The following is a 12,567-nucleotide window of genomic DNA, read 5'->3' as shown; positions in this document are numbered from 1 at the left end:
CTGCGTTCTGGCCAAAGTCGGCGTCGATCTTGTACCACCCAGAGACGATCAACACCATGATGTGGTCAGCCCGCTCCGGACGGCACCACTGCAGATGCACCACCTGCTCGAACAACCGCGCGAGCAGGCGTTTCGCAGAGGAAGGCTCGCGATGGACGGTTACTTCGCCGGTCGACTGCATCATCAACTACGGGACCACGTCCGCGACTTCGCCGAGCGCGAGGTCCGCCCACACATTCCCGCCATGGAGGCGGGGCGCGCGGTCCACCGCGATCTCTCGCGACTGATAGCCCGGCAGGGCTGGCTGGGGGCCACTGTCAGCAAGGAGTACGGGGGGATGGGCCTCGGCCACCTCGCCAAGACCATCATCATCGAGGAGCTGTCCCGCGTCAGCGGGGCGATGGGCGCGATGGTCCAGGCCTCCCAGCTCGGCGTCGCCAAGATCGTCCACTTCGGCAGCGACGACCAGAAGAAGACCTGGCTGCCCTCCATAGCGGCGGGCGGCTGCCTGCCGACGATCGCCGTCACCGAGCCCGAGTCGGGCGGCCATGTGCTGGGCATGAGCGCCACCGCGGTACGGGACGGCGACGACTATGTCCTCAACGGCCGCAAGGTGTACGTCGGCAACAGCCATGTCGGTGATCTCCACGGCGTGGTCGTCAGGACGGGACCCGGCCCCGGGGGGCTCACGGCGTTCCTGGTGGAGTCGGACCGCGAGGGCTTCGGGGTCGGCGAGCAGAAGCCGACCATGGGCCTGCACGGCTTCAGCTTCGGCGAGCTGTACTTCGACGACTGCCGCGTCCCCGCGTCGAACCGGCTGGGCGACGAGGGGGACGGCCTGGCGGTCGCGTACTCCTCCAGCGTCCTGTACGGACGCGCCAACCTCACCGCCGTGTCGCTCGGAATCCACCGGGCGATCCTGGAGGAGACGACGAAGTTCTGCGAGGAGCGCAGGCGGTACGGCAAGCCGCTGCACGAACTGCCCTCCATCAAGCTGAAGCTGGGCCAGCTCCAGTCCCGGCTCATGACGGCCAGGCTCTCCGCGTACCACGCGGTCCATCTGCTCGACCAGGGCCTGCCGTGCGACGCGGAGCTGATGAACGCCAAGCTGGTCAACGTCGAGTCGGCGATCGACTCCGCGCGCAACGCCATGGAGATCCACGCCGCGGCCGGACTCTTCACCGACTGCCCCATCGAGCGCTATCTGCGGGACGCGCTGCATATGTTCGCCCCCGCGGGCACCTCCGACATCCAGCTGCTGCGCCTCGCCGAGGTGGCGCTCGACAGGGCCAAGGGCCAGTGGTCGCAGCGGCTGTCGGAAGAGGTGCGGATCGGGGCCGCCGTCTGACCCGGCGGCGGCCGTCGGCGGTCTGCCGGCCGCCGTCCGGCACCGGCCACAGAATGTGGCGTCCCCAGAAGCGTGGGAGGCGCTCCGGGGACGCCACTCAGCACATCCGCGCCGACCACGAAGGGGGCGGCCGGCGCACCGGCTCAGGGCTCAGGGGCCCGACGGATCCCGCTGACGCCGGTCCGCGGTCTGGGCTCCGGGCTCCGGGCTCCGGGGAGTCAGCTCCGGCACGTCGTAGACGAGGTGCGTCACGCGGTCTCCGCGGACGACCTGCGAGGGGTCGCCGAGCAGGATCGGCTGGTCCAGCGGGCCCGGCGCGAAGAGCCGGCGGCCCGAGCCGAACACCACGGGCACGAGGCAGACGACGACCTGATCGATGAGGCCGAGCCGCAGTGCCTGGCCGCCGACGGCCGCCCGCCGCCTCGACGACCCGGTCGCCGGCGAATTCCTGGGCGGCGCTCATGGCCGCTTCGACGCTGCCGTCGGCCACGGAGCCGATGAACTCCGGTCAGCGCTGATCCTCGTCGGGGAACGCTCCGAACGTGACAGGGCCGAGGCCACGAGGCAGATGGCGTACCGCGGCCGCCACCGCCTCCTGTGCCGTGGCGGCCCGGGCGAGGACGCCCTCGCCTGCGAAGCCTTCGCTGACCATGTACCCCTGCTTGTCGTAACCCGCGATCACGCACGGCCCGGCAATGGTCAACTGGGGACGCGTGGTGGTCGAGAAGCGCAGCGCCCAGTGGCTGGTGAACGGGTAGAGACCCCGCAGCGCCGGCTCGGCATAGGCCGCCTCGACGAGCGCGTGATGAGCGGGGCTGTTCTGCTCGCCTGCCTCCGTGCGCAGGTGCTGCCACTCGGACTCGGTCAGGTGCGCCGGATCGCAGTGGGGCACCTCGGAGCGGCCGGTCAAGTGCACGAACGGGGCGGCCTTGCGGATGTCGCTCAGTGCGGCCCCTTCCTGCCACGCCTGCGCGGCCCTGGCGACCTGCGCCAGGTCGTCGGTGTCGCCTTCGACGAGAGCCATGCCCTGGAACGCCTCGGCACCGCGGATCGACCACAGCCGCTTGCTCTGCCACGAGCTGACCCATAGGGCGTTGCGGTGCGGCAGCCTGCTCTCGACGCCGGCATGGTCCAGCGGGCTGGATGTCGAGGCCGTCGCGGAGAGGGCGAACCCGCCTTCCTCCGCCATGGCTTGGAGCGCCACGGCGAGGCTGCCTCGCCTCGCCACATCGGGATACAGAGCAGCTGGATCAGGATGATTCACCATCCTCTGATGGTGCCGTAGCCGCCCGAGGCGCCGTACGGCCGCCCCCGTCCGGCTTCCGGCAGACCGGCTGGGGCAGCCGCGGCGACGGCCGAGCCGCGTCAGTCCAGACAGAACTCGTTGCCTTCGGGGTCGGTCATCACGATGAAGCCGGCGCTCATCGGAGGCTCGGGCTCGTGGCGGCGTACCCGCGAGGCTCCCCTGGCGACGAGCCGCTCGCACTCGGCCTCCAGCGCCGCCATCCGCTCCTCTCCCTGCAGTCCGGGAGCCGCGCGGACGTCGAGGTGGACGCGGTTCTTGGCGACCTTGTCCTCCGGCACCTGCTGGAAGAACAGCCGTGGGCCGTTCCCTTCCGGGTCCTCGATGGCCGATCTCGTGTTGCGCTCCCCCTCCGGTACGCCGATCTGCGCGAGGAAGTCGTCCCACGCGGCCAGCGGGTCGGCGCCCTCGGGCAGGTCGACTCCGGGCGGACCGGGGTGGACGTAGCCCAGAGCGTCGCGCCAGAAGGACGACAGCGCGCGAGGGTCGTGGGCGTCGAAGGCGACCTGGATATGGCGGCTCATCGGGTTGCTCCGTTTCATAGCGGCTTTTGTAGCGGCTTTCGTAGCGGCTTTCGTGTGCAGGGAGAGGTTCCGTAGGAGGCATACCTCGGACAGGAGGTGGATCAGCTCGCGGGGACGTGCAAGCACCGGATCGGCCAGCGTCCGGTTCCCGTCGAAGTCGTCCGTGTCCATGGAGCCACCGTGACACCTATAGCGGACAGGATCGGTCCGCTGTCTCTGGCAGGGTGGGCGACATGGACGCGGGGCGCGGTGACGAGCGGGGTACGACGGAGCGGGTGCTCACCCTGCTCGGGCTGCTGCAGCAGCGCCGGGTCTGGACCGGCCCCGAGCTCGCCGACCGGCTCGGGGTCACTCCGCGCACGGTACGGCGTGACGTCGAGCGGCTGCGTGCGCTCGGCTATCCGGTGCACGCCAGCCAGGGCGTCGGCGGCGGCTACCAGCTCGGCCCGGGGCAGGACCTGCCGCCGCTGCTCCTCGACGACGATGAGGCGATCGCCACCGCGGTCTCGCTGCTCGCCGGCGCGGGCGGTGCGGCCGCGGGCGCCGGCGACGCCGCGCTCCGCGCGCTGACCAAGCTCGACCAGGTGCTGCCCACCCGGCTGCGGCACGAGGTGCGCGCCCTGACGGGCACGGTGGAGTTCTTCGGCAGCGGCCGCACGCCGGTCGATCCCGAGGTGCTCATGACGCTGGCCCGAGCCTGCCGCGACGAGGTCGAGGCGGGCTTCGGCTACCCGCCCCCGGACTCCGCCGGCAAGGCGCCCCCAGCGGGCGAGGTGCGACAGCGGCGGGTCGAGCCCTACCGTCTGGTGGCCTCCGACCGGCGCTGGTACCTCCTCGCCTACGACCTCGATCGCGACGACTGGCGCAGCTTCCGCGTCGACCGGATGACCGACGTCTGCGCCCGGACGTGGCGCTTTCGCCCGCGCGAGGCGCCCGACGCGGCGCCGTATGTGCAGGAGGGCGTGGCGAGTCGGGTCTACCCGCACCAGGCGCGCGTCCTCGTACACGCCTCGGCCGACACGGTGCGCGCGCAGATCCCGGCGTCGGCAGCCGTCGTACGACCGCGAGGCAGCGGGCTCTGCGAGGTGCTCAGCGGCGCCGCCAGCCTCGACGCCGTACTCCTGCACGTGCTCCTGCTGGGGCACGACTTCGAGGTACTCGACCCTCCGGAGCTCGGGGCGCGCTGTCGCGTGCTGGCGGAGAGGCTGCTGTCCGCCGGTGCGTCGATCCCACCGGCGCCGGACACGGAGGAGTCGTGAGCCGCGACCACCGCACCGGCGCCGAGGAGCCGCTCAACGGCCCTCGCGGGAGAGGCGTCTGACGCTCCGGAGTATGCGAGAGGCCTTCGTGTCCGTGCCCCTGCGCTGTCCGGACGCGAGCGCGCGTATCGGCGGGGGCCGCCCATCCGCGGCCGCCAAGGCCTCTGGCATCCTGGGCTCCGTGCAGACGCCGGCAGCCATCACCCCTGAAGCCCCGACCGCCATACACAACCCGCTCCTCACCCAGCAGTGGCTCGACCTCTGCTTCATCCACTGGGCTGTCGAACCGGACGCCGTGGCGAAGCTCCTGCCCGACGGGGTCGCCCCCGACACGCATGACGGAGTCACGTACGTCGGGCTCGTCGCCTTCCGGATGCATCGGGTCGGATGGCTCCGGCTGCCGGGCGTCCCGTACCTCGGGTCCTTTCCGGAGACCAACGTCCGTCTGTACTCCGTCGACGCGCACGGTCGCCGCGGTGTCGTGTTCCGGTCGATGGACGCGTCACGCCTGATACCCGTGGTGATGGGTCGCGTCGGCTTCCGGCTGCCGTACCTGTGGTCCCGGATGAGCGTCCGATCCGCCGGCGACACCGTCGCCTACACCAGCTCCCGCCGCTGGCCCGGCCCGCGCGGCGCGTCCAGCCGCATCACCGTACGAGCCGGCGAGCGCATCGAGGAGCCCACGGAGCTGGAACATTTCCTCACCGCCCGCTGGGGCATGCACAACGCCTTCTTCGGTGGGTCTGCCTATCTGCCCAACCACCACCCGCGATGGCCGCTGTACCGCGCCGAACTCCTCACCTGCGAGGAGAACCTGGTCGCGGCTGCGGGACTCCCCGCGCCGAGCGGCGACCCGGTCAGCGTCCTGTACTCCCCCGGCGTCCCGGTCCGCCTCGGCCGCCCGGCCCGACCGGCGGGCATCCCCACGCCGTGAGATCCGTGGCTGCGTCCTCGTAAGCGCGCGTCCGTCACCGCGCCCGTCCCCCGCGTGCGTCACCCCGTACGCCGCTCACGTCCGGGACCGAACCGGCCTCCGGAGCAGGTAGACGGCCGCGATCGAGACCAAGCCGGCCATCACCGCGATGAAAACCAGCCCGGCGCCCTCCAGGCCGATCGGCCCCACCAGCACCCCGACTCCGATCACCGGCACCGAGATGCCCGCGTACGCCACGACGAACAGCGTCGAGATCACCGCCGCGCGCCGGTCCGCGGGAGACGCCTCCGCCACCGCGGACAGCGCCCCGCGAAACGCCATCCCCTGCCCGAACCCGCCGACGAGCGCGCTCAGCACCACCAGCGCCAGCAGGTCCCACCACAGCGCGCCCGCGAGAAACGCCAGCCCGACGAAGAGCCCGGCGCAGCCCAGCGGCAGCGACCGCGCGACGCCGACCCGGCCGACCGCGAGCTGCCCGGCGGTCGAGGCGAAGAAGGCGAGCGCGACGACCGACCCGCTCACGGCGTGGTCGTGCACGTCCAGGGACTCGGCGAGGAACGCGGGGCTGACCGATGTGAACACCCCGAACAGGGCGAACCCCACGAACGAGGCGATCGCCGCCGGCCCGAACACCGGCCGCACCTGCGCGGGCACACCGGGCCGCTGCGGGCGCACCGTGCTCAGCGGCCGCCGCTCCGCCACCGTCTCCGGGAGCAGCAGCAGGACGGCCGCCGCGCCGACGACCAGAGCGAGGTGCACGATGAACGGCAGGTACAGCGGCCAGGGGGCGTACTGCGCGAGCAATCCGGCGAGCAGCGGACCGCAGCCCAGTCCGCCCATGTTCGCGGCGGTCGCCACGAACGTGGCCCGCGCGGCGCCGCCGGGCGGCGCCAGCTCGATGACGTACACGGTGGCGGCCCCGGTGAACAGCCCGGCGGACAAGCCCGACAGCAGCCTGCCCGCGTACAGCCAGCCCAGCCCGGCAGCGCACAGGAAGCAGACGGCGCTGGCCGCCGCAAGCCCCAGCCCCGCCAGCAGCACGGGCCGCCTTCCCACGGCATCGGAGGCGTTGCCCGCCAGCAGGAGCACGCCGATGACGCCGAACGCGTAGACGGCGTACACGACGGTCACCGTCAGCTCGGAGAACCCGAACTTCTCCTGGTACAGGCTGTAGAGCGGGGTCGGCAGCGTGGTGCCGGCCATGCACACCAAGAACACCCACCCGCCGAGCAGGCACTGGCGCCAACCACGACGATCACCGTCCATGCGGCCGACCGTATCCCCGCACACCGCCCCTGCCGCCGCGGCATGCCCGGCGACCGCCGGGGCAGTGTCCGACGGCGGCGTGCTCCGCCGTCCGGTCAGTGCTTTCGGCTCCGCGCGAGGAAGTCGTCGATGAGCTTCAGCCACTCCTGCGGGCGCTCTGCGAACGGCAGGTGTCCGGTCTGGATTTCGGCGACCTCGGCGGCGGGAAGGGCGGCGGCGAGCTCCCGCTGGAGGGTCGGGGAGATGAGCGGGTCGGCGGTGGTGACCACGACGAGCGTCGGTACGGCGATGCCGGCGAGGTCGCCGCGGACGTCGACCCTTCGGACCAGGTCGACCTGGTCTCCGGTGCCGACCGGGAAGGCGGTCGCGAGCTGCTCGGCGGCAGCGTGGACCTGGGCCGGGGTGAGGGAGTTCAGGGCCGGCTCGCTCAGGGCCATCAGGTTCACGTACTGGGCGAGCACGGCGTGCTGACCGGACTCGAACAGCTGGTGCCATATGGAGGCGGCGAGGGAGGTGCGGGTGTCGGCGTGCGCGAACGTCGCGCTCAGCACGAGTGAGCTGACCCGTTCGGGGTGACGCGCCGCGAGGCGGATCGCGACGGGTCCGCCGAGCGAGTACCCGCTGACCGCGAAGGTGTCGAGCCCTTCGGCGTCGGCCGCCGCCACCAGCTCGTCCACCAGTTCGTCGACGTCCAGCGGCCGCTGGGCCTTCGGGGTGGCGCCGGCGCCGGGGTAGTCGACCCCGACGACGGTGTGCCCTGCCGCGAGCCCGTCCATGATCGGCCCGTAGTTGGCCTCGATTCCGCCTCCCGCCCCGTGGGCGAGGAGGAGGCCGGGGCCGGCGCCGCGGACGGTGCGGGCGAAGGCGGCGGCGGGTGTGGACATGGTCATCACAGTTCCCTCTCGTGGGGTCGGCAGGCCGTCGCTCAGCTTTAGCGGTCGCTAAAGCTGAGCGATGGACCGACCCTAACAGAGCTGCTTTAGCGATCGCTACGGACTGGCGGTAGGCTGCGGCCATGAGCAGTGGAGACACCCCGGCCAAGGCCGCGCCCAAGCGGAGCCGACGCGCCTTCGACCGCGACCAGGCCCTGGCCACCGCCCTGCGGGAGTTCTGGACGCACGGCTACGAGACGACGTCCGTGGCCTCGCTCACCGCGGCGATGGGGATCAACCCGCCGAGCATGTATGCCGCCTTCGGAGACAAGCGGCAGCTGTTCGACGAGGCTGTGCAGCTCTACGTACGCACGTACGGAGCCCCGCTGCCGCCGGGCCCGGACGCACGCTCGGACATCGCCGCGATGCTGCGGCACATCGCCGCCGACTACACCGACCCACGTCACCCGCCGGGCTGCCTCATCATCACGGCGGCGGCCAACTGCGGCCCCGGCTCGCAGGACGTGAAGGACAAGCTGCGCGACATGCGCGAGGCGACCAAGGCCTCGATCGCCGCCCGCATCCGCACCGACGTCGACGCGGGACGGCTGCCCGCGGACGTGGACCCCGACGGACTGGCGTCGTTCTACGCGGTGGTCATCCAGGGGATGAACCAGCAGGCGTGCGACGGGGCGGGGCGGGAGTCGCTGGATCGCGTGGTCGACGCGGCGATGGCGGCATGGCCGCAGCCGCCGCGCGCGTCGGCGCCGGCATAGCCGACAGCAGCCTGCCGACGAGACCGTCTACGCGGGCGGTACGAAGCCGTCCGCACCGTGCCGAGGACTGTCTAACCGGGCCGTATACCGGCTGCCTCCAGTGCGCCGATACTCCGGCAGGCCCTGCGCATCGAACCACACCGATCGCCCAGCTCGCCGCCTCGCCCACGCCGCCGCGCGGCACGGCCCCTACGCCAGATGCCGTCCTCAGATGCCGTCCTCGCGCCGGTGAATCTGCTCGATCAGCTCCGCGGCCAGCGACTTGATGGTCTCCAGCCCCGCCCGGCCCCATGGCCGGGGCTCCGTGTCGACCACGCAGATCGTGCCCAGCGCGATGCCCGTACGGTCGATCAGCGGCGCGCCCAGATAGGAGCGGATGCCGATCTCGTCGACGACCGGGTTCCCCGCGAACCTCGGATAGTCGCAGACGTCCTCCAGGACCAGCGCCTTGCGCCGTACGACCACATGCGGGCAGTAGCCGTGGTCGCGTGCCATGAACCGGCTGACGCCGCCGGTCGACGCGGCGGTCGCGTTCAGGTCGGCGCCCGTCTGTGTGCCCGCCGGCGTGTGCAGCCCGGCGAAGAACTGCTGGTTCTCGTCGATGAAGTTGACCATGGAGTACGGCGCGCCGGTCACCTCCGCCAGCCGGTGCGCGAACTCGTCGAAGGCGGGGTCCGGCCGGTCCCCGAAACCCAGCTGACGCAGTCTCCGCACGCGGACCGGCGCCTCGGGGTCCACGGGGGTCAGCAGCAGATGACCGGTCGGGTCGAACGTCATGTCGTTGCTCCGTAGCTCGGCGCCGGGGCCGGCGCCGCGATGGTGGTGAGCAGATGCTGGACGAGGGTGACCAGGGTCCCTATGCCGGAGCTGGCGATCCGCGCGTCGCAGAGCACGACCGGCACCTCCGGCTTGAGGTCGATCGCGGCCCGCACCTCGTCCGGGTCGTACCGGTACGCGCCGTCGAACTCGTTGACGGCGACGACGAATCCGATGCCGCGCCGCTCGAAGAAGTCCACGGCGCAGAACGAGTCCTCCAGCCGCCGTGTGTCGGCGAGGACCACCGCGCCCAGGGCGCCCTCGGACAGCTCGTCCCACATGAACCAGAAGCGCTCCTGGCCGGGCGTGCCGAAGAGATAGAGCACATGCTGCTCGTCCAGGGTGATCCGGCCGAAGTCCATGGCGACCGTGGTGGTGGTCTTGGACTCGATGCCGTCCAGACTGTCCGTCGCCTCGCTGACCTGGGTCAGCAGCTCCTCCGTGCTCAGCGGCTCGATCTCGCTCACCGCCCCCACGAAGGTGGTCTTGCCCACCCCGAAGCCGCCCGCGACCAGGATCTTCAGCGCGGTGGGAAAGGGCGGCTCGCCAACATCAGAGCCGTCGTCGTAGGCCATCGAGCACCGCCTCCAGCAAAGAACGGTCGGTGGGTGTGTCGTTGCGGCGGGGCGCCCGTGCCGTCAGCGCGCCGCACTCCACGAGATCGGAGAGCAGCACCTTGGTGACGACTGCGGGCAGCCGGAGGTGGGCGGAGATCTCGGCGACCGACGTCGGTCCGTCGCAGAGCCCGAGCGCCAAGGAGTGCTCGGGTCCGAGTTGGGCCAGGGGCGCGTTGCCCGTGGCCATGACGAGTGAGAGCAGATCCAGTGCGGCCGTCGGACGGGTCCGGCCGCCGCTCACCGTGTACGGCCGGATCAGCCGGCCGGCCGCATCGTCGAGCAACGGCCCGTCCTTGGGGGCCGGCACGGTCACTGCCCCGCGACGCTCGGAGCACTGGCGGACTGTCTGATCGGCGTGGTGAGGTACGGCCGTACGCTCTTGACGAGCATCGCCATCTCGTATCCGAGGACCGCGGCGTCCGCCTCGCGTCCCGCCAGCACGGCGAGACAGGTGCCCGAGCCGGCGGTGGACACGAAGAGCAGGGTGGAGTCCAGCTCCACCACGACTTGGCGCACCTCGCCGCCGTCCCCGAACCGCGCTCCTGCGCTGCGGCCGAGGGAGTACAGGCCCGAGGCGAGCGCCGCCATATGGTCGGCGCTGTCGTTGTCGAGACCGTGTACGGATTTCACCAGCCCGTCGGAGGAGAGCAGTACAGCGTTGCGGGTGTACGGCACGCGCTGGACCAGGCCGCCGAGCAGCCAGTCGAGGTCCGAGACATGACCGGTCGGCACATCGCTCGCCATGGTGCATCTACTCCTTGGGGGTGTTGGTGTGGCGCTGCGGTCCGGCCTGCGGGGCGACGTCCGCCGCGGGCTGGGACTCGGCCAGGCCGATGCCGCGCTGGAAGGCCGCCATCAGGCCGGGATCGTGGAGGGTGTGCTCGTCGTTCCTGCGGGGCGACGGGGTGTCTCTGAGCTGTGGGGCGAGGTGCTCTTGGCTGCGCCGTCTGGGGAGTTGGGGGCGGCCCATGGTGCCACGCACCAGGCCGCTGGTCGTCGGTCCTGCGGTGGGGGCGGCGGGCTGCGGCGGTTGGTTGACGCCCGGGCGGGCGCCGGCGGGATGGGGCCGGTCGCTGTGCTCCCCGCGCACGGGCAGGGGTCCGGCGCCCGACGCGGCGTGCACGGTCTCGCGCTGCGGCGGCAGCTGCCGGGGCTGCGGCTGGGCGTGACGGGGCTGGCCCGGGTGCGCGTGGCGGGGCTGCGAGGGGCTCTGCTGCTGCGGCAGCGAGGGCGGCGCGGCGGCCGCCTGCACCACGGTGACCTGCGGGGGCCTGGGGCGCTGCCCGGTCTGGGCAGTCGTCGTCTCTCCGTTGGGGACGGCGTCCGGATCGGCGCCGAGCAGCCCTTGCGGCAGGACGAGGATGGCCTGCACGCCGCCGTAGATATTGGACTGGAGCCGCACCGCGATGCCGTGCCTGCGGGCCAGCGCCGAGACCACGAAGAGGCCGATCCGGCCGTCCTGCAGCAGGTGCGCGACATTCACCTGATCGGGGTCTGCGAGAAGGGCGTTCATCTTGTGCTGCTCGCCCGCGGGCATGCCCAGACCCCGGTCCTCGACCTCGACGGCGAGTCCGGCGGTCACATGCTGGGCGCGCAGCAGCACTTGGGTGTGCGGGGCGGAGAACAGGGTGGCGTTCTCGACCAGTTCGGCGAGCAGGTGGATCACGTCGGCGACCGCGTGGCCGCGCAGGGTGCCGTCGATCGGCGGCACCAGCTTGACCCTCGGGTACTGCTCCACCTCGGCGATCGCCGAGCGCAGCACCTCGGTCATGGTGACCGGGTTGGACCACTGTCGCCGGGACATCGCGCCGCCGAGGACGGCGAGGTTCTCGGCGTGCCGGCGGATGCGGGTGGCGAGGTGGTCGACGTGGAAGAGGCCCTTGAGCAGCTCGGGGTCCTCGACCTCGTTCTCCAGCTCGTCCAGGAGCTGGATCTCGCGGTGGACCAGCGACTGGAGCCGCCGGGCCAGATTGACGAAGACCTCCACCTTCTGTTCGTTGCCGACGCTGCTGGAGAGCCGGGAGGCCTGCACCACCGCGGCGACCGCGGCCTCCTGGGAGCGGCCGAGCTCCTGGGTCAGCAGGTCGAACTCGTCCCCTTCCTGCGGTGCGGGCTCCGCTCCGCGGCGGACGGGCGGGCCTTCGCCGCGCCTCAGCTGCTCGACGACGGTCCGCAGGTCGGCCTGTCCGCGCGCGGTGGCGCGGCGCAGGGCGGCGCAGCGGTCCAGCACGGACTTGGCCATGCGGTCCGCGCCGAGTGCCGCCGCGGCGACGGCCGCTATGGCGAGCACGGCGGTGCCGGTGAGGGCGGCCCAGAGGGTGGTCGTGGGCTGTGGTGCGGCGGAGCGGACCGTGAAGACGACGGCGACGGCGCCGCTGAGCGCGGCGACGACGGTCGGCAGGACCGCGGTGCGCAGGAGCTGTGGGCGTATGCGGGCTTCCGGCGACGAAGGCGAGGTGTGCTGCCTCCCCGCGGAGGACAGGGAGCGGGCGCCGGGCCGGCCGTGCCGTCCGCCCTCACGGCGTTCGGTCCGCGCGGCAGGTGCGCGTAGTTGAGACATCGGTGTCCTTGGTACGTGGGGCCCCAGGAATCGGCGTTCTGAGCTTGGTCGGGCTCGGCTCGTGGGCAGGCTCGAGGTGCGAACGTCAGCCCACCGTTGATCACCGGCCACACACGGTAGTCGCCGAGTGCGCACGGTCGACGGGCAGTTGACAAACTTGCCCGCCATCCGTCCCGCTCTGGTATGAGGCCTCGTACGCCCGCTCGACCACAACGCGTATGGCGGCCCGGGCGGGCGTCGATCCGGCCGGCTGCGCCGGCATCCCGGGCAGCAGGTCGCCGCCCGTCCTGGC

14 protein-coding genes are annotated in these 12,567 nt (G+C 72.0%); 4 read left to right on the top strand and 10 right to left on the bottom strand.

Annotated features, from left to right (window positions below):
- Positions 1–151 precede the first annotated feature (151 nt).
- Complete coding sequence (locus AB0M39_RS34260) at positions 152–1,348, top strand: acyl-CoA dehydrogenase family protein (RefSeq protein ID WP_365370766.1); 1,197 nt, start codon at positions 152–154, stop codon at positions 1,346–1,348.
- Between the two features lie 150 nt (positions 1,349–1,498).
- Here AB0M39_RS34260 and AB0M39_RS34255 read toward each other — a convergent pair whose 3' ends face one another.
- The 3 genes from AB0M39_RS34255 to AB0M39_RS34245 form a co-directional block, all read right to left on the bottom strand.
- Complete coding sequence (locus tag AB0M39_RS34255; protein ID WP_365370764.1) at positions 1,499–1,702, bottom strand: hypothetical protein; 204 nt, start codon at positions 1,700–1,702, stop codon at positions 1,499–1,501.
- A gap of 154 nt (positions 1,703–1,856) precedes the next feature.
- Positions 1,857–2,615: a DUF6193 family natural product biosynthesis protein gene (locus AB0M39_RS34250; RefSeq protein WP_365370762.1), complete on the bottom strand. Its 759-nt coding sequence runs from the start codon at positions 2,613–2,615 to the stop codon at positions 1,857–1,859.
- 98 nt (positions 2,616–2,713) lie between these two features.
- Complete coding sequence (locus AB0M39_RS34245; protein ID WP_365370802.1) at positions 2,714–3,175, bottom strand: VOC family protein; 462 nt, start codon at positions 3,173–3,175, stop codon at positions 2,714–2,716.
- 233 nt (positions 3,176–3,408) lie between these two features.
- Between AB0M39_RS34245 and AB0M39_RS34240 the strand changes: the two genes are divergently transcribed.
- Positions 3,409–4,434: a WYL domain-containing protein gene (locus AB0M39_RS34240; protein WP_365370760.1), complete on the top strand. Its 1,026-nt coding sequence runs from the start codon at positions 3,409–3,411 to the stop codon at positions 4,432–4,434.
- A gap of 181 nt (positions 4,435–4,615) precedes the next feature.
- The gene (locus AB0M39_RS34235; protein ID WP_365370759.1) at positions 4,616–5,368 is read left to right on the top strand and encodes a DUF2071 domain-containing protein; all 753 of its coding nucleotides are present in this window, start codon (positions 4,616–4,618) and stop codon (positions 5,366–5,368) included.
- A 75-nt stretch (positions 5,369–5,443) separates the two neighbouring features.
- Here AB0M39_RS34235 and AB0M39_RS34230 read toward each other — a convergent pair whose 3' ends face one another.
- Positions 5,444–6,634, bottom strand: coding sequence for an MFS transporter (locus tag AB0M39_RS34230; protein ID WP_365370757.1), 1,191 nt, complete (start codon positions 6,632–6,634; stop codon positions 5,444–5,446).
- Between the two features lie 95 nt (positions 6,635–6,729).
- Entirely contained in the window at positions 6,730–7,524 is a 795-nt protein-coding gene (locus tag AB0M39_RS34225) for an alpha/beta fold hydrolase (RefSeq protein ID WP_365370755.1), read from the bottom strand.
- A 125-nt stretch (positions 7,525–7,649) separates the two neighbouring features.
- Between AB0M39_RS34225 and AB0M39_RS34220 the strand changes: the two genes are divergently transcribed.
- The gene (locus AB0M39_RS34220) at positions 7,650–8,282 is read left to right on the top strand and encodes a TetR/AcrR family transcriptional regulator (protein ID WP_365370753.1); all 633 of its coding nucleotides are present in this window, start codon (positions 7,650–7,652) and stop codon (positions 8,280–8,282) included.
- A gap of 207 nt (positions 8,283–8,489) precedes the next feature.
- Here AB0M39_RS34220 and AB0M39_RS34215 read toward each other — a convergent pair whose 3' ends face one another.
- The 5 genes from AB0M39_RS34215 to AB0M39_RS34195 are packed head-to-tail and all read right to left on the bottom strand — an operon-like array spanning position 8,490 to position 12,275.
- A complete protein-coding gene (locus tag AB0M39_RS34215) occupies positions 8,490–9,059 on the bottom strand; it encodes a GAF domain-containing protein (protein ID WP_365370751.1) in 570 nt (189 codons plus the stop codon).
- Complete coding sequence (locus tag AB0M39_RS34210) at positions 9,056–9,673, bottom strand: ATP/GTP-binding protein (protein ID WP_365370749.1); 618 nt, start codon at positions 9,671–9,673, stop codon at positions 9,056–9,058. The genes AB0M39_RS34215 and AB0M39_RS34210 overlap by 4 nt, the downstream gene beginning before the upstream one ends.
- Entirely contained in the window at positions 9,651–10,022 is a 372-nt protein-coding gene (locus AB0M39_RS34205) for a DUF742 domain-containing protein (protein ID WP_365370800.1), read from the bottom strand. The genes AB0M39_RS34210 and AB0M39_RS34205 overlap by 23 nt, the downstream gene beginning before the upstream one ends.
- Positions 10,023–10,024: 2 nt before the next feature.
- On the bottom strand, positions 10,025–10,459 hold the full coding sequence (locus AB0M39_RS34200) for a roadblock/LC7 domain-containing protein (protein ID WP_365370747.1): 435 nt from the start codon (positions 10,457–10,459) through the stop codon (positions 10,025–10,027).
- A gap of 7 nt (positions 10,460–10,466) precedes the next feature.
- Entirely contained in the window at positions 10,467–12,275 is a 1,809-nt protein-coding gene (locus AB0M39_RS34195) for an ATP-binding protein (RefSeq protein ID WP_365370745.1), read from the bottom strand.
- Positions 12,276–12,567 lie beyond the last annotated feature (292 nt).

It is taken from the genome of Streptomyces sp. NPDC051907 (genome assembly GCF_040681075.1).
Lineage (GTDB): Bacteria > Actinomycetota > Actinomycetes > Streptomycetales > Streptomycetaceae > Streptomyces.
Note: the sequence above shows the minus strand (reverse complement) of the source record. Positions and strands in the feature narration are given on the sequence as shown.